General features: G+C 65.8%; 16 protein-coding genes and 1 tRNA gene. 11 read left to right on the top strand and 6 right to left on the bottom strand.

Annotation, left to right across the window (positions count from 1 at the left end; all coding sequences use genetic code 11):
- Positions 1 to 156: 156 nt before the first annotated feature.
- Genes QO014_RS12005 through dprA form a run of 4 tightly spaced genes read left to right on the top strand, consistent with a single transcriptional unit; the run spans position 157 to position 4,280 of the window.
- On the top strand, positions 157 to 1,125 hold the full coding sequence (locus QO014_RS12005; RefSeq protein WP_266348946.1) for an aspartate carbamoyltransferase catalytic subunit: 969 nt from the start codon (positions 157 to 159) through the stop codon (positions 1,123 to 1,125).
- Between the two features lie 8 nt (positions 1,126 to 1,133).
- Positions 1,134 to 2,456, top strand: a complete 1,323-nt coding sequence (locus tag QO014_RS12000; protein ID WP_266348945.1) for a dihydroorotase — start codon at positions 1,134 to 1,136, stop codon at positions 2,454 to 2,456.
- A 57-nt stretch (positions 2,457 to 2,513) separates the two neighbouring features.
- Positions 2,514 to 3,128 (top strand): glycerol-3-phosphate 1-O-acyltransferase PlsY, encoded by a 615-nt coding sequence (gene plsY, locus QO014_RS11995; protein WP_266348944.1) that lies wholly within the window; start codon positions 2,514 to 2,516, stop codon positions 3,126 to 3,128.
- A gap of 18 nt (positions 3,129 to 3,146) precedes the next feature.
- On the top strand, positions 3,147 to 4,280 hold the full coding sequence (gene dprA / locus QO014_RS11990) for a DNA-processing protein DprA (RefSeq protein ID WP_266348943.1): 1,134 nt from the start codon (positions 3,147 to 3,149) through the stop codon (positions 4,278 to 4,280).
- A 2-nt stretch (positions 4,281 to 4,282) separates the two neighbouring features.
- Here dprA and QO014_RS11985 read toward each other — a convergent pair whose 3' ends face one another.
- Complete coding sequence (locus QO014_RS11985; RefSeq protein WP_266348942.1) at positions 4,283 to 4,525, bottom strand: hypothetical protein; 243 nt, start codon at positions 4,523 to 4,525, stop codon at positions 4,283 to 4,285.
- Between the two features lie 286 nt (positions 4,526 to 4,811).
- Here QO014_RS11985 and topA point away from each other — a divergent pair, with 286 nt between their 5' ends.
- The 3 genes from topA (at position 4,812) to QO014_RS11970 (ending at position 11,772) form a co-directional block, all read left to right on the top strand.
- Positions 4,812 to 7,496, top strand: a complete 2,685-nt coding sequence (gene topA, locus QO014_RS11980; protein WP_266349308.1) for a type I DNA topoisomerase — start codon at positions 4,812 to 4,814, stop codon at positions 7,494 to 7,496.
- A 147-nt stretch (positions 7,497 to 7,643) separates the two neighbouring features.
- A complete protein-coding gene (gene rnr / locus QO014_RS11975) occupies positions 7,644 to 10,007 on the top strand; it encodes a ribonuclease R (protein WP_370877128.1) in 2,364 nt (787 codons plus the stop codon).
- 121 nt (positions 10,008 to 10,128) lie between these two features.
- Entirely contained in the window at positions 10,129 to 11,772 is a 1,644-nt protein-coding gene (locus QO014_RS11970; RefSeq protein WP_266348941.1) for an acyl-CoA dehydrogenase family protein, read from the top strand.
- A 95-nt stretch (positions 11,773 to 11,867) separates the two neighbouring features.
- Here the strand turns inward: QO014_RS11970 and ruvX are convergent, their stop codons facing one another.
- Both ruvX and QO014_RS11960 read right to left on the bottom strand, forming a co-directional pair.
- Positions 11,868 to 12,365, bottom strand: a complete 498-nt coding sequence (gene ruvX, locus QO014_RS11965) for a Holliday junction resolvase RuvX (RefSeq protein ID WP_266348940.1) — start codon at positions 12,363 to 12,365, stop codon at positions 11,868 to 11,870.
- 7 nt (positions 12,366 to 12,372) lie between these two features.
- Positions 12,373 to 12,996, bottom strand: a complete 624-nt coding sequence (locus tag QO014_RS11960; RefSeq protein ID WP_266348939.1) for a YqaA family protein — start codon at positions 12,994 to 12,996, stop codon at positions 12,373 to 12,375.
- 125 nt (positions 12,997 to 13,121) lie between these two features.
- On the opposite strand from QO014_RS11960, the gene QO014_RS11955 reads away from it, so the two are divergent.
- The gene (locus QO014_RS11955; protein WP_266348938.1) at positions 13,122 to 13,823 is read left to right on the top strand and encodes a metal-dependent hydrolase; all 702 of its coding nucleotides are present in this window, start codon (positions 13,122 to 13,124) and stop codon (positions 13,821 to 13,823) included.
- A 74-nt stretch (positions 13,824 to 13,897) separates the two neighbouring features.
- Here QO014_RS11955 and sciP read toward each other — a convergent pair whose 3' ends face one another.
- Positions 13,898 to 14,173, bottom strand: a complete 276-nt coding sequence (gene sciP, locus QO014_RS11950; RefSeq protein WP_266348937.1) for a CtrA inhibitor SciP — start codon at positions 14,171 to 14,173, stop codon at positions 13,898 to 13,900.
- Between the two features lie 316 nt (positions 14,174 to 14,489).
- On the opposite strand from sciP, the gene mnmA reads away from it, so the two are divergent.
- The 3 genes from mnmA (at position 14,490) to QO014_RS11935 (ending at position 16,584) form a co-directional block, all read left to right on the top strand.
- Positions 14,490 to 15,680 (top strand): tRNA 2-thiouridine(34) synthase MnmA, encoded by a 1,191-nt coding sequence (gene mnmA / locus QO014_RS11945; protein WP_266348936.1) that lies wholly within the window; start codon positions 14,490 to 14,492, stop codon positions 15,678 to 15,680.
- Between the two features lie 9 nt (positions 15,681 to 15,689).
- Positions 15,690 to 16,385 (top strand): class I SAM-dependent methyltransferase, encoded by a 696-nt coding sequence (locus tag QO014_RS11940; protein ID WP_266348935.1) that lies wholly within the window; start codon positions 15,690 to 15,692, stop codon positions 16,383 to 16,385.
- A gap of 122 nt (positions 16,386 to 16,507) precedes the next feature.
- Positions 16,508 to 16,584: transfer RNA gene (locus QO014_RS11935), tRNA-Met, on the top strand.
- Here QO014_RS11935 and QO014_RS11930 read toward each other — a convergent pair.
- On the bottom strand, positions 16,541 to 18,136 hold the full coding sequence (locus QO014_RS11930) for a recombinase family protein (protein ID WP_266349306.1): 1,596 nt from the start codon (positions 18,134 to 18,136) through the stop codon (positions 16,541 to 16,543). The genes QO014_RS11935 and QO014_RS11930 overlap by 44 nt on opposite strands.
- Before the next feature lie 126 nt (positions 18,137 to 18,262).
- Positions 18,263 to 18,913 carry a hypothetical protein gene (locus tag QO014_RS11925; protein WP_266348934.1) on the bottom strand — a complete coding sequence of 217 codons (651 nt, stop codon included), beginning with the start codon at positions 18,911 to 18,913 and terminating at the stop codon, positions 18,263 to 18,265.
- Positions 18,914 to 18,937: the final 24 nt, after the last annotated feature.

Genomic DNA, 18,937 nt, shown 5'->3' with positions numbered 1-18,937 from the left:
TCAAGCGATCTCATCAATTCTAACTATTGGAGCCGATTGATTAAATTCGGACTCCGAAGTGCTCTGTGATACGAAGCTGGCCGCTTGTGGACGAATGCGCCAGCCTTCGCTGCCGGCTTGCCGGAAAGGCGGTTTCAGCCTATAGGGGTCGCTTCAATGACAAAGCTCAATATTCCGGTCGCGGCCTCACCCGCGGCGGTGTTCGCGCACCGCCATTTGCTTGGCATTGAAGGCCTTCTTCCCGAGGAAATCCTGGTCCTGCTCGATCTCGCCGAAGAGGCGGTCGAGGTCAGCCGGCAGGTCGAGAAGAAGAAATCCGTCCTTCGCGGCCGAACCCAGATCAACCTCTTCTTCGAGGCCTCGACGCGGACCCAGTCCTCGTTCGAGCTCGCCGGCAAGCGGCTCGGCGCCGACGTCATGAACATGTCGGTCGGCTCCTCCTCGGTGAAGAAGGGCGAGACGCTCATCGATACCGCGATGACGCTGAACGCGATGAACCCCGACATACTGGTCGTGCGCCATCACGCCGCGGGCGCGGTGCAATTGCTGGCGCAGAAGGTCGGCTGCTCGGTCATCAATGCCGGCGACGGCGCGCACGAGCATCCGACCCAGGCGCTGCTCGACGCGCTCACCATACGCCGCCACAAGGGCGATATCGGCCAGCTCAAGGTCGCGATCTGCGGCGACATCCTGCATTCGCGCGTCGCCCGCTCGAACATCCTGCTCCTGAACGCGCTCGGCGCGCAGGTCCGCTGCATCGGGCCATCCACCTTGCTGCCCAAGGCGCTCGACCGGCTCGGCGTCACGATCTTCACCGACATGCGCGAAGGGCTGAAGGATGTCGATATCGTCATGATGCTGCGCCTCCAGCGCGAGCGGATGGACGGTTCCTTCGTGCCCTCGGTGCGCGAATATTTCCATTTCTTCGGCCTCGATGCCGAAAAGCTCGCCTTTGCGAAGCCGGACGCGCTCGTGATGCATCCGGGCCCGATGAATCGCGGCGTCGAGATCGATTCCGCCATCGCCGACGGGCCGCAGAGCCTGATCCGCGAGCAGGTCGAGATGGGCGTCGCCGTCCGCATGGCGGTGCTCGAAGCGCTCGCCCAGAATCTTCCCAACGCATGAGAGGCGCAATGACGATGGACCGCCTCGCCGAGCCTGCCCGTCCGCTCGTTCTTGAAAATGCCCGCATCGTCGATCCCGCGCAGAAGCTCGATGCGCGCGGTTCGGTGATCGTCGTCGACGGCCGGATTGTCGCCGCTGGCCCCGGTGCGGCCGCGCAATCGAAGCCCGAAGGCGCCGAGATCGTGGATTGCCGCGGCGCGGTGGTCATGCCCGGCCTGATCGACATGCGCGTCTTCGTCGGCGAGCCCGGCGGCGAGCATCGCGAAACCTTCGCCTCGGCGGGGCAGGCGGCGGCGGCCGGCGGCGTCACCACCATCGTGACCATGCCGGATACTGATCCGGTCATAGACGATGTAGCGCTGGTCGATTTCATCGCCCGCCGCGCCCGCGACACCGCCAAGGTACGCGTGCTGCCGATGGCGGCCCTGACCAAGGGCCTCGAAGGCCGCGAGATGACTGAATTCGGCCTGCTGAAGGGGGCCGGCGCTGTCGGCTTCACGGATGGCCGGCACTCGATCACCAATGCGCTCGTGCTGCGGCGCGCGCTGACCTATGCGCGCGATTTCGGCGCGCTGATCATGCATCATCCCGCCGATCCCGACCTGACCGGCTCGGGCGTGATGAACGAGGGCGAGACGGCAACCCGGCTCGGCCTCTCCGGCATTCCGAAGGAGGCCGAGATCATCATGCTGGAGCGTGACGTTCGCCTCGCGGCGCTGACGCGCGGCCGCTACCACGCTGCACAGATCTCCTGCGCGGAATCGCTTGCCGTCATCCGTCGCGCCAAGAAGGACGGTCTGGCCGTTTCCTGCGGTGTCTCGGTCACGCATCTGACGCTGAACGAACGCGATATCGGGCCCTATCGCACCTTCTTCCGCCTCTCGCCGCCGCTTCGCTCGGAAGATGACCGGCAGGCGATGATGGAGGGTGTCGCCGATGGCTCGATCGACGTCATCGTGTCGAGCCACGACCCGCAGGATGTCGACACCAAGCGGCATCCCTTCGCGGAAGCCGCCGACGGTGCCGTCGGGCTGGAGACGCTGCTCGCCGCCTCGCTTCGCCTGGTCCATAATGGCGATGCGGATCTGCTCGCCTTGGCGCGGGCGCTGTCGACCCGGCCGGCCGAACTGCTCGGCCTCGATACCGGCCGCCTGACGGCCGGTGCGCCGGCCGATCTGATCGTCGTCGATATCGGCATGCCGTGGATCTGCGACGCCGACCGCCTGCATTCGCGCTCCAAGAACACGCCGTTCGAAGGGGCCCGTTTCGAGGGCCGCGTGCTGCGCACAATCGTTGCGGGCCGGACTGTCTACGCCTACGCTGGCGATTGAATGGAATCGGGGCCGCCGGGGCGGGCCTCGTCGCGCGACATGCTCTAGGGGAAGCGAATGCCGCAGGCTTTCGGTTGGGATCTCGGTTTTCCGATTGCGAGCGGCATGCTCATTCTCGGCTATCTGTTCGGCTCGATCCCGTTTGGTCTGATCCTGACCTATTTCGCCGGCCTCGGTGATATCCGTGCGATCGGCTCCGGCAATATCGGCGCCACCAATGTGCTCCGGACCGGCAACAAATGGCTTGCGGCCGGAACATTGATCGGCGATGCGCTGAAGGGCACGGTCGCCGTGCTGATCGCGGGGCATTGGGGGCCGGAAGCCGCCATTCTTGCCGGCGTTGGCGCCTTTCTCGGCCATGTCTTCTGTGCCTGGCTCGGCTTTCGCGGTGGCAAGGGCGTCGCGACCTTTCTCGGCGTGCTGATCGGGCTCTCCTGGCATGTGGCGCTCGCCTTTGCGGTGGTCTGGCTCGCGGTCGCGGTCGTCAGTCGCTATTCGTCGCTGGCGGCGCTGCTCGCCAGCCTCTTGACCCCCGTCGTCTTTCTCGCGCTCGGCGATTATCCGAAGGCGGCGGCCTTCGCGCTGCTCACCATCATCATCTGGATCAAGCATCGACCGAATATCGCGCGGCTCCTGGCCGGGACCGAAGGCCGCATCGGCCAGAAGGGTTAGGCGATGGTCGGCGCGGCGATGGCTTCTCCGCGCGGCATCCGGCTCACCGATCAACAGCGCGTCGCCTGGCTCAGGCTGATCCGCAGCGAGAATGTCGGCCCGGCGACGTTTCGGGACCTGCTCAATCATTTCGGCTCGGCAGCCGCCTCGATCGAGGCGCTGCCCGATCTCGCCGTGCGCAGCGGCCGGCGCATCAGCATCGCCGGTCAGGCGGAGGCGGAACGGGAGATCGCGGCGCTCGCCCGCCTGGGTGGCCGCCTGGTCGCCATTGGCGAGCCGGACTATCCGCCCTGGCTGCGCGAGATCGACGCGCCGCCGCCGCTGATCTCGATTCGCGGCGGAAGCGGCGATTTGCTGCGCCAGCCCATGATCGCGATCGTCGGCGCCAGAAGCGCGTCCGTCGCGGGGCGCAAGATGGCGCAGATCTTGGCGCGCGGCCTTGGAGAAGCCGGGTTCGCCATTGCCTCGGGCCTGGCGCGGGGCATCGATGCGGCGGCTCACGAGGCGGCACTCGACGGCGGCACGGTCGCTGTCTTTGCCGGCGGGCTCGACCGGCTCTATCCGCCGGAAAATGCCGCGCTCGCCGAGGCGATCCTGGAGCGCGGCGGCGCACATCTCTCGGAGATGCCGCTCGGCTGGGAGCCGCGCGCGCGGGATTTTCCGCGCCGGAACCGGCTCGTCTCGGGCATGTCGGTGGGTGCGCTCGTCATCGAGGCTGCGGAACGGTCGGGCTCGCTCATCACCGCGCGACTCGCCGGCGAGCAGGGACGCATCGTCTTCGCCGTGCCGGGCTCGCCGCTCGATCCGCGCGCGGCCGGCACGAACCGGCTGATCAAGGAAGGTGCGCATCTGGTCACGACCGCCTCGGACGTTCTGGAGGTCGTCGGGCCGATGATCGGCCACGCCTTCGTCGCTCCCCCCAACTGGTCGGAGCCCGAAGGGGAGGGCGCGCAGTCGCCCGGATCGGTGGTGCCGGATGATCGCGACCGCGCCTTGCTGATCGAGGCGCTGGGGCCGACTCCGGTCCAGGTCGACGAGTTGATCCGCTTTACCGGGCTTCGCGCCGCGACGGTTCAGGTGCTGTTGATCGAGCTCGACCTCGCCGGCCGCATCGAGCGCCATCCCGGCCAGCGTGTCGCCCTGATCGGCTGAGACTACCGGCCGTTGCTGGAGGTGCGCCGCGTCCGGGCATCGGATGGGGGCGTGCGATCCGTGGCGTCGCGCTTGGCGACGGCATAGTGATTGGCCGTGGAAAGCGCCTCTTCCTCGAGCATGGCGGTGAGATAGGCGAGGAAGTTGAGATCGGCATTGCTTGCGAGGTCTCGCAATTCGCCGGCCATCCTACCTATATAGCCGGCAATGGCATGCCGTCCTTCGTCGCTCGAAGCATCGCCCATCGTTCCCCCGAACCCGTCGCCGCCCAAGGCCATCGGCTGCTTGAATCAGCCATCGGCACTATAGGACTTGACGGGCACATTCATCAATAGTTGCGTCTATGGATAAATACAATCATAGGGAGCAATCAGGTTGTGTTTCCGCCGCTTGATTGACAGGCCGGGTGCTTTCCCGGATTGTCCTGCCCGATCCCGCCCCCTGTGGCAGCGGGGTGGCCTCGCAGTCACGTTTTCAATTTCCGCTGGCTTGGGCGTCGTCGCTCCTCCGGCCTGTTCGTAAATGGCATTAATGAATCTCGTCATCGTGGAATCGCCTGCAAAGGCGAAAACGATCAACAAATATCTGGGCTCGGCCTATCAGGTCGTGGCGTCCTATGGCCATGTCCGTGATCTGCCGTCGAAGGATGGCTCGGTCCTGCCGGACGAGGATTTCGCGATGAGCTGGGAGGCCGATCCGAAATCGGCCAAGCGGCTCACCGAAATGGCGGCCATGGCGAAGACGGCCGACCGCATCATTCTCGCAACCGATCCGGATCGCGAGGGTGAGGCCATCTCCTGGCACGTCCTGGAAGTGTTGAAGCAGAAGCGCGCCCTCAAGGACAAGCCGGTCGAGCGCGTGGTCTTCAACGCGATCACCAAGCAGGCCGTCCTCGAGGCGATGAAGAATCCGCGGCCGATCGACGAGGCGCTGGTCGATGCCTATCTGGCGCGCCGCGCGCTCGACTATCTGGTCGGCTTCACGCTCTCCCCGGTCTTGTGGCGCAAGCTGCCCGGCGCGCGTTCGGCCGGTCGTGTCCAGTCCGTGGCGCTTCGCCTGGTCTGCGATCGCGAGAGCGAGATCGAGAGCTTCAAGCGCCGCGAATACTGGTCGCTGGTCGCCCGCCTCGCGACGCCGCGCGGCGACGAGTTCGAAGCCCGCCTCGTCGGCGCCGACGGCAAGAAGATCGCCCGCCTCGATGTCGGCACGGCCGAGGAGGCGGAGGCCTTCCGCCAGGCGCTCGATGCCGGCCGCTATACGGTGGCCGATGTCGAATCGAAGCCGGCCAAGCGTCATCCCTTCGCGCCGTTCACCACCTCGACCTTGCAGCAGGAAGCGAGCCGCAAGCTCGGCTTCGCGCCGAACCGCACCATGCAGATCGCGCAGCGCCTTTACGAGGGCGTCGATATTGGCGGCGAGACGGTTGGTCTCATCACCTATATGCGAACCGACGGTGTCGACATGGCGCCGGAGGCGGTCGTCGCGCTCCGTGGCGTGATCGGGCAGGATTTCTCGCCGCGCCATCTGCCCGATGCGCCGCGCCGTTATCAGGTCAAGGCCAAGAACGCCCAGGAGGCGCATGAGGCGATCCGCCCGACGGATCCGAGCCGCCGTCCGCGCGAGGTCTCGCGCCATCTCGATGCCGACCAGGCCAGGCTCTATGAGCTGATCTGGAAGCGCACCGTGGCGAGCCAGATGGAATCGGCCGAATTGCAGCGCACCAGCGTCGACATTCTGGTCGAGGCCGGCGGGCGCAAGCTCGATCTGCGCGCCTCCGGCCAGGTGCTGACATTCGATGGCTTCCTCGCCCTCTATAATGAGGACAAGGACGAGGAGGGCGACGAGGAGGACGGCCGCCTGCCGCGCATCGAAAAGGGCGAGACGCTGGAGAAGCGCGCCATCGAGGCCAACCAGCATTTCACCGAGCCGCCGCCGCGCTATAGCGAGGCGACGCTGGTCAAGCGCATGGAAGAGCTCGGCATCGGCCGGCCCTCGACCTATGCCGCGACGCTGACCGTTCTGCGCGACCGCGAATATGTGAAGATCGAGAAGAAGCGTCTCGTTCCCGAGGACAAGGGCAGGCTGGTCACTGCCTTCCTGCAGAGCTTCTTCGCTCGTTACGTCGAATATGATTTCACGGCGGATCTCGAGGAAAAGCTCGACCAGATCTCGGCCGGCGAGATTGCGTGGAAGGACGTGCTGCGCGAATTCTGGCAGCAATTCTCGGCCAATGTCGGCGAGACCAAGGATCTGCGCGTCACGCAGGTGCTCGACGCGCTCAATGATCTGCTCGGCCCGCATATCTTCCCGGAACGCGCCGACGGCGGCGATCCGCGCGCCTGCCCGAATTGCGGCACAGGCAAGCTTTCGCTGAAGCTCGGCAAGTTCGGCGCCTTCATCGGCTGCTCGAACTATCCCGAATGCCGCTATACGCGCCAGCTCGTGGCGCAGGGCGACGAGGCTTCGCCCGGCGAGGGCGGTGAAAACGGCGCCGTGCTCGGCGTCGATGGCACCAAGGTGCTCGGCAAGGACCCGGAAACCGGCCTCGACGTGACGCTGCGCTCGGGCCGCTTCGGCGCCTATGTTCAGCTCGGCGAGGCCGAGGGCAAGGAAAAGCCGAAGCGTTCCAGCCTGCCCAAGGGCTGGGAGGCGGCGAGCATCGACCTTGAAAAGGCGCTGTCGCTGCTGGCGCTGCCGCGCGAAGTCGGCTTGCATCCGGAGGACGGCAAGCCGATCCAGGCCGGCATCGGGCGCTACGGCCCCTTCGTTCTGCACGACGGCAAATATGCCAATCTCGACAGCGTCGACGAGGTCTTCACCGTCGGACTCAACCGCGCCGTCTCGGTCATCGCCGAGAAGGCCGCGCGTGGCGGGCGACCGGCGCGCGCCGGTGCCGAACCCTTGAAGACGCTGGGCGACCACCCGACATTAGGCGGGCCGGTCACGGTGCATGCCGGCAAATACGGTCCCTATGTCAAGCATGGCGCCGTCAACGCCACATTGCCGAAGACCCTGCCGCCGGAATCGGTGACGCTGGATGCGGCGGTTGCGTTGATCGCCGAGAAGGCCGGCAAGGCACCGGCGCCCAAGGCGCGCGCCACCAAGCCGAAGGCCGCTGCCAAGGCGACTGCCGCCAAGGCTCCCGCGGTCAAGAAGGCGACGACTGCGAAAGCGCCGGCCAAGAAGGCCGCCGCCAAGAAGGCGTCCGCCGAATAGCAAGAAGGCGTCCGCCGAATAGGGCGCCTCCCATGCCGGCAGTTGCCAGATGAGGCAGGGCCGGCCATTCTTTACCCTCTCCCGATGGGGAGAGGCGGCGGGGGCGATTGGCCCCCGACCCGCATTTCCGAACTGGACATTAATTACTTGGCCAAGACGCCAGACACTCCCACAAAGCCCACCAAGACCAGGACGCCCGGCGCGCGACACGCGACGCGTTCCAAGGTCGTCGCGCCCGTCGAGCCGCCGCCCGCCAACGGGATGCCGACGCGCGAACAGCTCCTGACCTTCATCGCCGAACATCCCGGCCAGGCCGGAAAGCGCGAGATCGCGAAGGCCTTCGGCATTTCCGGCGGCGCGCGGATCGCGCTCAAACGCATGCTGAAGGAACTCGGCGAGGATGGCCTCGTCGAAAAGCGCCAGAAGCGCCTGACCCGCGTCGGCGACCTTCCGGCCGTCAGCGTGCTCAACATCGTCGATCGCGATGCCGATGGCGATTTCGTCGCCCAGCCGGTCAATTGGGATGCCGACCATGCCGGTCCGCCGCGCGTGCTGCTCGTGCAGGGCAAGGGCAAGCCGATCGTGCCGGCACCCGGCATTGGTGACCGCATCCTCGCCCATGTCGATCCCGCGACCAAGGACGAGCTCGAATTCGCCTATACCGGGCGGATCATAAAGGTCCTGGAGAAGCGGCCCGCTTCGACGCTGGGCGTGATCCGTGTGACGCCGGGCGGTGGCGCGCGGGTCGAGCCGGTCGATCGCAAGCAGAAAGAGTTTTTGGTCGATCCCGACGACATGAATGGCGCCAAGGATGGCGATCTCGTCGCCGTCGAGGTGAAGCGCCTCGGGCGCTATGGTCTCGCCCGCGCCCGGGTCGGCGAAGTCATCGGCGAGATGACGAGCGAGAAGGCGGTCAGCATGATCGCCATTCACGCGCACGACATTCCCTACATCTTCCCGACCCAGGTTCTCGAAGCCGCCGAAAAGGCCAGGCCGGCGCCGCTCGCGGGACGCGAGGACTGGCGCCATATCCCGCTCGTCACCATCGATCCGGCCGACGCCAAGGACCATGACGACGCGGTCTTTGCCGAGCCGGACCCCGATCCGGAGAATCCCGGCGGTTATCTGGTCTCCGTGGCGATCGCCGATGTCGCCTGGTACGTCCGCCCCAATTCGCCCCTCGACCGCGAGGCTTTGCGGCGCGGCAATTCGGTCTATTTCCCCGACCGTGTCGTGCCGATGCTGCCGGAGCGGATCTCGAACGATCTCTGCTCGTTGCGCGAGGGCGAGGATCGTCCGGCCATCGCGGTGAAGATGCAGTTCACCGCCGAAGGCAAGAAGAAGTTCCACTGGTTCCAGCGCATCATGATGCGCTCGGCCGCGAAGCTCGCCTATCCGCAGGCGCAGGCGGCGATCGACGGCCGGCCCGACGACAAGACCGGCCCGCTGCTCGAACCCGTCCTGAAGCCGCTCTGGGCCGCCTATGAGATCATGAAGCGCGGGCGCGACAATCGCGAGCCGCTCGATCTCGATCTGCCCGAGCGCAAGGTGATCGTCGGCGCGGATGGCGCGATCGAGAAGATCATCGTGCCGGAGCGCCTCGACGCGCACAAGCTCGTCGAAGAGTTCATGATCCAGGCGAATGTCGCGGCGGCGGAAACGCTGGAGCGGCGGAAATCGCCACTGGTCTATCGCGTCCACGACGCGCCTTCGCTCGCCAAGCTCGAAGCCCTGCGGCAGTTTCTCACCTCGATCGAGATGAACCTGCCGAAGAGCGGCAATCTCAGGCCGAGCCATTTCAACCTGATCCTGGAGAAGGTGAAGGAGAGCGAGCACGCCGCTGTCGTGAACGAGGTCGTGCTGCGCTCGCAGAGCCAGGCCGTCTACAGCCCGGAGAATATCGGCCATTTCGGCCTCAATCTTCGCCGCTACGCCCATTTCACCTCGCCGATCCGTCGCTATGCCGATCTCATCGTACATCGCGCGCTGATCCGCTCGCTCGAAATGGGCGAGGGTGGGTTGCAGGACGGCATTGAGACCGAGCTGGAGGCGATCGCCCAGGAGATTTCGGGCGCCGAGCGCCGCGCCATGGCGGCCGAGCGCGAGACGATCGATCGTCTCGTGGCGCATTGGCTCGCCGATCGCATCGGCGCGAGCTTCCAGGGCCGCATCGCCGGCGTCACTCGTTCGGGCCTCTTCGTCAAGCTCGACGAGACCAATGCCGATGGCTTCGTGCCGATGAGCGGCGTCGGCTCGGATTTCTACGAATATGACGAGGCGCGCCACGCCGTGATCGGCGCACGCTACGGCGAGATGTACCAGCTCGGCGACCGCGTCGAGGTCAAGCTCGTCGAAGTCGCCCCGGTCGCAGGCGCGCTCAGATTCGAATTGCTGTCGGATGGCAAGATCCTGCCCAAGGGCGCGCGCAAGGTCACCGAGCGCGGATTTCGCCGTCCACCCGGCCGTCCGTCGCTGCCGCCCAAGGGCCGGCCCGGGCCGAAGCGGCGGTAAAACCGCCGCATCGATGCCAAATCCGCCGATTGTGCGTGAGGAGAGAGACACTTGCGCCTTTTCCCCCTATTAACCTGAGCGGGACATAGTCGCGCGATGTTTGGACGGGGCTGGGAGCGGCATGGTTTCGCTGGATTTCGAGACGCATGAGGTCGGCAATCAGGTTTCGCCGCGCGTCGGTGTGAACCTCTATGCGTCCGATCCCGTGCTCGCGGCGCTGGTTGAGGGATTGCCGCAGCCGGTTGTCGATGGTCTTTCGACCCATGGCAGCCAGTGGGGAACGGCCGAGATGAGCGATCTCGCGCGGCTCGCCAATACGGCGTCTCCGACGCTGAAGACGCATGACGCGCTCGGCCGGCGCGCCGATCTCGTCGAGTTCCACCCCGCTTATCACGCGCTGATGCGCCGGAGCGTCGCGGCCGGCCTGCAGGCCTCGATCTGGGATGCGAGCGGCGACGAATCGAGCGTGCGTTCGGTCGCGCGTGGCGCGCGCATTTACATGACGGCGCAGGTCGAGGCGGGCCATCTCGGCCCGATGTCGACCACGAGCGCTGGTGTCGCGGCACTCGCCCATGCCCCGGCGCTCGCCGAGACCTGGCTGCCGATGGTGCGCTCGCGGCGCTATGATTCGCGCGTGCTGCCGACCGCGCAGAAAACGGGGGCGCTCTTCGCCTTCGCGACGACCGAGAAGCAGGGCGGCTCAGACCTTCGCTCCAGTTCGACGCGGGCAGACCCGACCAGCGACGGCACGCATCGCATCATCGGCCATAAATGGTTCGTCTCCGCGCCGATGAGCGACGCCCTTCTCGTGCTGGCCCAGACGCTGGAGGGGCTTTCTTTCTTCCTCGTGCCGCGCTTCCTGCCGGACGGCAAGCGCAATCCGATCCGGCTGATCCGCCTCAAGGACAAGCTCGGCATGCGCTCCAACGCGGCCGCCGAGATCGAATTTCCCGGCACGACGGGCTATCTCGTCGGCGAGGTCGGGCGTGGCGTCTCGACCATCGCCGAGACCGTGACGCTCACCCGCCTCGATGCCGCCATGACGTCGGCTGGCCTAGCGCGCGCGGCGCTGGCGGATGCGGTCCATGCGGCGCGGCATCGCCGTGCCTTCGGCGCGCCGCTGATCGACCAGCCGCTGATGACGCGCGTGCTGGCCGACATGGCGCTCGACGTGACGGCCGCAACCGCGCTCGTCTTCCGCTTGGCCGAGGCGATTGATCGCAGCCACGATAATCCGGTCGAGGCGGCATTTGCCCGGCTGATGACGCCCGTCGTCAAATACTGGATCACCAAGGTCACGCCGTCCATCATCGCCGAGGCGATCGAATGCGCCGGCGGCAATGCCTATGTCGAGGAGAACCCGCTGGCGCGGATGTATCGCGATGCGATGGCGCTGCCGCTGATGGATGGCCCCGGCAATATTCTCGGCCTCGACGTGATGCGCGTGCTGCGCCGCTCCTCCGATCCGCTGGAGGCCGTCCTGCGCGTGATCGAGGACGGGCTCGGCCAGGCCGCCCGCTCGACGCTGAACGTGCTGCGCGCGGCCACCGCCGTGGCGCTGGCCGATGAGGGCTCGGCCCGCATCCTGACGGAGCAGTTGGCCATGACCGTCGCGGCCGCCGCCCTGCGGCGCCGCTTCCCGGCCGTCATCGCCGATGCGTTCCTGGAATCACGCCTCGGCAAGCCGTGGCGCTCGACCTATGGCATGCTGGATGCGCGCTTCGATGCGCGCGCCTTCGTGGATTATGTCTGCCCACGCGCTTGAATCGCCCTGCGTCCTGCCGGATGCGTGGCGATCTATCTCTTTGTCTTCGCATCGGATCGATCCGAAAACCGGACTCCACTTTTCGGTCCGATGCTCTAATCGGCCTCTTCGTCGCGATCGCGCTCGATCCGGCCGAGGCGGTCGAGCGCGCCCTGCAGGATGAAGGCCGCAGCCATCTTGTCGACCAGCTCGCCTCGGCGCTTGCGGCTGGTGTCGGCCTCGATCAGCGTCCGCGTCACCGCGACCGTCGAGAGCCGTTCGTCCCAATAGGCGACCGGGATCTCGATCTTCGGCAGCATGTTGCGCACGAAGGCGCGCGTCGCCTGCGCGCGGGGGCCTTCGGAGCCGTCCATGTTGAGCGGCAGGCCGATGATGATCGCCGCGATGCGGTGCGTGGCGATGATCTTCAGCAGCGCCTCGACGTCGACGGTGAATTTCTGCCGGTTGATGAGCACCAGCGGCGAGGCGATGTTGCGGCTCAGGTCCGATATCGCGACGCCGATGGTCTTGGTGCCGAGGTCGAGACCGATCAGCGCCGCAGCCGGCGGAAGGGTCAGCGACAGCTCGGCCAGTGTAACGTTGGTTCCCGCCATTCCGGTCTCAGATATAGATGATCGCGACGAAGCCGAGGATGACGAGGATCGTCCCGATCAGCATCACCAGCGGGAAATTCTTGTCGATGATCGCGCGCGCCTGCGGGCCGAAGGCATAGAACAGCCCGGCCACGATGAAGAAGCGCAGGCCGCGTGTCAGGAGGCTCGCCAACACGAAGGTGGTGAGGTTCAGGTGCACCACGCCCGAGGCGATGGTGACGAGCTTGAAGGGGATCGGCGTCAGGCCCTTGGCGAGGATGATCCATCCGCCCCATTCCTCGAACCGGGCCTGGAAGGCGTGGAACGCGTCCTCCAGATGATAGAAGGCGATCACCGGCGCGCCGATGACGTCATAGAGGCCGGCGCCGATGGCATAGCCCGCGAGCCCGCCCAGCACGGAGGCCGCCGTGCAGACGAGGGCCGCGACCCAGGCGCGCTTGCGATTGGCCAGCACGATCGCCGCCAGCACCGGATCCGGCGGAATCGGGAAGAAGGAAGCCTCGGCGAACGATACGACGGCGAGCAGCCAGAGCGCGTGCTTGCCTGCGGAAAGCTCCATGACCTTGTCGAAAAGGCGCTTCATGAAGCCACGCTTTTCCGATCGCGGCGCGGTTGCTTCCAGATCTGTCACGTGGCCTCCAACGAGTTCGGCATAAATGGCGCTTGCATCAAGCGTGATTTGCGCCCGCGCGGGGGCTGTCCAAACCGGCATAGCACGCCATATTGCAATGCAAAACAACCAGCAGGATGACATTCATGAAATTGACCTGGCTCGGCCATTCCGCCTTCCGCATCGAAATCGCCGGCGCGACCATTCTGATCGACCCGTTTCTCACGGGCAATCCCAGCTTCAAGGGCGATGTCGCCGCTGTGGGCGAGGGCGTGACCCATATTCTGCTGACGCATGGCCATGGCGATCATGTTGGTGACGCCGTGGCAATCGCGAAGGCGTCCGGCGCCAAGATCGTCGCCGATGCCGATCTCGCCAGCTTTCTTGCCAGCCGTGGCGCTCCGGCTGTCGATCCGATGAATTCCGGCGGCACCACGGACCAGGGCGCCTTTCGCGTCTCGCTGACGGTCGCGCATCATTCGTCGGGCTTTCTGGACGAGAACGGCGTGCTGCATTCTCTCGGCCACCCGCATGGCGTAGTCATCCGTGCGCCGGGCGAACGGACGCTCTATCACGCGGGCGACACCGACATTTTCTCCGACATGGCGCTGATCGACGAGATCTACCAACCCAAGATCGGCATTCTGCCGATCGGCGACCGCTTCACCATGGGCGGCGCCGTGGCGGCGCTGGCGGCCCGGCGCTTCTTCCACTTCGAGACGGTGCTGCCGTGCCATTACGGCACGTTCCCGATGATCGACGCCACTGCTGACGCCTTTGTCGACGCGATGCAGGGTTCGGATACGGCGGTGCTGGTGCCGGCCGTGGGCGAGATCCTGACGCTCTGACGTCTCGTCGGCCAAAAAGGAAAGGCCGGCGCTGTGCCGGCCTTTCGAAGTTGAACTCGTATATTCGACGCGAACTACTGACGATATTGTTGAATGCGTGTGGTGCGAAGGCCCGCGAGACCGTGACGGTCGATCGATTGCTGCCAGGAGATGAACTCCTCGACGGTCAGCGTATAGCGCTGGCATGCCTCCTCGAGGCTCAGCAGTCCCCCGCGCACGGCCGCCACGACTTCCGCCTTACGCCGGATGACCCAGCGTTTCGTGTCGCGCGGCGGAAGATCCGCGATCGTCAGCGGGCTGCCGTCAGGTCCGATCACGTATTTGACGCGCGGACGAATCTGTTCGGTCATTCTACTCTCACACTCAACCTGACCTTGTCGGAGGAGAGATTACGGAGCGCCCCTTAAATTTTGGCTAAGCGCGTCATTGCAATTCGGTAAGAGTTGCAGCTATTTCCGGCAATCGGTGATGTGTTTCTTCAACGAGCGGCGACTGCCCCGGGTGGGGACGCGTCGGCGGCCTATGGCTGGGATCACAGACGCTTCGCCTTGAAGATGCTAAGATCGCCGTTATATTCCGCTCAACCTTCGCGGCTCGGGCCGCATCGCCTTGTGTCGTCGTGCCCTCGATCGTCTTGGCGCGACAACGCGACAAAGCAGTAGCGTCATGTTCAACAGCCTCGATCTTCCCGGACGCCCAGAAGATACGCGCATCGTCGTCGCCATGTCGGGCGGTGTCGATTCGTCCGTCGTCGCGGGGCTGCTGAAGCGGCAAGGCTACGATGTCGTCGGCATGACGCTCCAGCTCTACGACCATGGCGCCGCCACGCATCGCAAGGGCGCCTGCTGCGCCGGCCAGGACATCCATGATGCCCGCCGCGTCGCCGAGCGGCTCGATATTCCCCATTATGTGCTCGATTATGAAGAGCGCTTCCGCAAGGCCGTCATCGACAGCTTTGCCGAGAGCTACATCGCCGGCGAGACGCCGATCCCCTGTGTCTCGTGCAACCAGACGGTCAAGTTCTCTGACCTGCTGACGACCGCGCGCGAACTGGGCGCTGCGGCGCTCGCGACAGGCCATTACGTCACGACCCGGCCGCTGGTCGGCGGCGGGCGCGCCATGTATCGGCCGGCCGATCTCGACCGCGACCAGAGCTATTTTCTCTTCGCGACCACGCCGGAACAGCTCGACTTCATCCGCTTTCCGCTCGGCGGCTTGACCAAGCCGGAGACACGGGCGATCGCGCGCGATCTCGGGCTCGAGATCGCCGACAAGCACGACAGCCAGGACATCTGCTTCGTGCCGAGCGGCAAATATTCCGACGTGATCGAGCGGCTGAAGCCGGGCGCGGCGGAAGCGGGCGATATCGTCCACATCGATGGCCGGGTCGTCGGCCGTCATGAAGGCATCATCCATTATACGGTAGGCCAGCGTCGCGGCATTGGGGTGGCGTTCGGCGAACCGCTCTACGTCATCCATCTCGATGCCGAGCGCAGCCGCGTCATCGTCGGTCCGCGCGAGGCATTGGCCGCCAAGCGTCTGGTGCTGCGCAACGTCAACTGGCTGGGCGACCAGCCGCTCGACGCGATCGGCGAGGATGGGCTCGAGATCTACGCCCGCGTGCGTTCGACGCGCGCGCCCCAGGCGGCGCTGCTGATGCGGCGCGATGGGGAAACGCTGGTCGATCTGCTCGGCGGCGAGACGGGCGTCGCGCCCGGTCAGGCCTGCGTGTTCTATGCGGGCGAAGGCGAGGGCGCGCGCGTGCTGGGCGGTGGCTGGATCGGCCGCACCGAGCGCGCGGGCGAAGCGGAACGTGCGCTGCGGCGGCTCGTTGAGCCTCAAGGCGTAGCTATCTGAGGGAGAGACATGCCGGATTTTTTCGAAGACGTGGCGCGAAAGTGGAAGTCGTTTTCCACGGGGCGTGCGAGCCGCAAGTCCTCGCGGATCGACGAGACGGCCGTGAAGACGGCCTATGCGCGCTGGGCGCCGGTCTATGACTGGGTCTTCGGCTATGTCTTCGATTCCGGCCGCCGCGCGGCGGTGGCATTCCTGAATGAACTGCCGCCGAGCCATTTGCTCGAATGCGGCGTCGGCACCGGCATATCGCTGCCGCACTACAAGACCGACCATCGCATCACGGGCATCGATCTGAGCCCGGACATGCTCGATGTCGCGCGCGAACGCGTCCGCAAGGACCGGCTCACCAATATCGTCGCGCTCGAAGAAGCCGATGCCGGTGATTTGAGCGCCGCCGATGCCAGCTTCGACGCGTCGGTCGCCATGTTCGTGCTGACCGTCGTGCCCGATCCGCAGGCCGTCATGTCGGAGCTCGCCCGCGTTACGAAGCCCGGCGGCGCCGTGGTGCTGGTCAGCCATTTCGCCGACCAGAAGGGCTGGCGCAAATGGTTCGGCGAGAAGATGGCGCCGCTCTCGTCCTCGCTCGGCTGGCACATGGATTTCTCGGTCGATCGCATTCTCGGCCGCAGCGACCTGCGCCTCGTGGATCGTCGCCGCATCGGCCCGATCGGTTTCTTCACCCTGCTCGTCTTCGAGCGGGTCTGAGGAACGATCACGTCATGGTGGGCATTTGCGCCACCATGCTTGACAGGCCTTCCCCGCGCTTCCTATAAGCTGCGCGTCCACAACGATCCGGTGACGGGTCGTTGTCAGGCCGCAGGCCTTGGGGCGGAGTAGCTCAGCTGGTTAGAGCAGCGGAATCATAATCCGCGTGTCGGGGGTTCAAGTCCCTCCTCCGCTACCACCAATTCGGCCGACAGCCCCATCAGGGCGGCGAGGTGGCCCATGGGCCATACTTCGTAGGGTTCTCCGGCCTTTCGTGGCGAGACCACGACACTCTCAACAAGTTGTCGGAACTGCGCGATCATGGCCTGATCGGGTTGGCCTCGCGCCGTCAGGACATCGCCGAGCGTCTGGATATTTTCGGCAAAGCGCCGAATGGCCTGGGGATGAAGCTCGACAACCTTGGTCGGCTCGGCCGCAAGGGCAAGTTCCGCCTCTGCCTCGCGCTTTTGCTGACGCAACGCCGCTGTTCGATCGGCAACATCCTCTTTGGTCAGCATGCCATCCGCTACGGCGTCAACGAGGCGCGCGAGGGCGCTGCCGGCGTCGGCAATGCGCCGCTCGATCCCTGCCCGGCGATTGCGCGCATGGGCCGCCGCCCGCTGCCGCTCCTCGCGATAGGCTTCCACATAGGCGCGCACGAGCTCTGGATCCGCCAGCGCATGGCCGAGCCCGCGAAGCACTGCCGCCTCGATCTTCTCGACGTAATAGCGCGCGCTGTTCTCGCATGCGCCGCTCTCCCTATGCGTCGAGCACATGACGCGATGGCCGACTCGATCGCTGCCAACCGACGTCATGCCGCCGCCACATGCGCCACAGCGCAGCAGCCCAGACAGGAGGCGCTTTGACTGTCGGCCGCGCGGCTGTTGCGTCGACCGCGACAGTTTCCGATTGCGTGCCAAGCGGACAATGTCGTCGTCTATGATCTTCAGATGCGGAGCCGGCGCGCGCTGGAATTCGTCCTCGGCATTCATGCGAGAGACGCGACGCCCCGTTTCCGGATCACGCACCATGCGCACGCGATTCCATACAATCTCGCCGCCATAGAGCGCGTTCTGGATAATGCCCGTGGCGCGCTGTCGCGATCCGTTGATCGTCGATGCGTTCCAGCGCTGGCCGCGCGGCGGCGGGACGCCCTCCGCATTGAGCCGGCCGGCAATCGCGCGGGGCGATTCCCCTGCCGCATAGGCCTCGAAGATCTGGCGGATGATAGCAGCCTCGGTCTCGACGATCTCGAGCTCGCCGGGGCGCCCCGCGATCGGCCGATAGCCATAGGCGCGACCGCCAGCGTGGCGGCCATCGCGGACCACGCCAGCCATACCGCGGCGCACCTTATGGACATTGTCCTCACGAAACATCTGGCCAATGAGGCCGCGCAGGCCGATCGTCAGCGTATCGGCCTTGCCCTCATGCACGGCCACGATGTCAATGCCGGCGAAGCTCAGTCGCTTATGCAGCGCCGCCAGATCCTCCATGTCGCGGGAAATGCGGTCGAGCGCTTCGACGACCAGCACGTCAAAGTGCCGGTCGCGGGCTGCCTCCATCATGGCGATCAGGCCTTCGCGGCCGATAATCGATGCGCCGGAGCGGGCGCGATCGGCATAGTCGGCAATGACCGTCAGGCTGTTCCGGGTGGCGTAAGCATGGCAGAGTGCCTGTTGATCCTCGATCGAGCGATCACTTTGCAGCTCCGTTGAAAATCTGGCGTAGGTTACCGCCCGCCGCCCGCTCATGGAAATCTTCCTCTGTCGCCTCGCCGGCCTCTATCGCATCCAGCCGTGCCTGGCGTCTCGCCAAGGCTCGAACGAAGGTGATTAACGCCTCCTTCGCCGGATCCTGCAAGGGTTGGCGAAGAGACATCAGCCGGCCGAGCTGCTGAATGGCAGCCGCGCGAGCCTCAGCTCGTCGCATTTGCGGATGGTCTCGCGCGAGATCAGGCCGCCATTGCCGCCCCGGCCCATCGATCCGCTATCGTCATAGGTGATCGCGTCAAGCAGCGCGTCGATCGACTTCAGGAGGGCGGGAAGGGCGAGGTCGGCTTCGGCGGCCTCGGCGCTCTTCTTGTACGGCTGCGCCAGAACCACAGCCGTCATGAGCATGATGTTGCGAAGCTGCGCCACACACCGCTCAAGATGGGCTGGCGTCGCGTCTACGGCCGCAACGGCGTACTCGGCGGCAAGACGGTCAAGCGTCGCATTGATGGCCTCGGTCGGGCCGGCCAGCCTATCTCGCTCCGCTTCAGCCTTCTCGGCGCGGGCCTCAAGCTCGGCAATGCGGGGGTCGGGTTCGAGAGCGCGGCTGTCGCTGGCGCCGCATATTGGGCACTCTGGGGCGGCGTCCGGCTCCGCGTAGGCACAGTCCGCACAGGTCCACGCGCGCTTGGCGCCAAGGAATGCAATGGCGCAACGCCGGCATTGGCTGAGATAGTCGCCCGGCGCCCAACCGTGGCGAGATGGCCGGTCGTCCCGCTTCCACGCGCTCTTCTGATCCGTGCTCATGTCGTCAGCCATTTCCGATCTCCTTCAATGCCTCGT

It is taken from the genome of Kaistia dalseonensis, assembly GCF_030814715.1.
GTDB classification, from domain to species: Bacteria; Pseudomonadota; Alphaproteobacteria; order Rhizobiales; family Kaistiaceae; genus Kaistia; species Kaistia dalseonensis.
The sequence above is the reverse complement of the archived record's forward strand: the minus strand, read 5'-3'. Positions and strand labels throughout refer to the sequence as shown.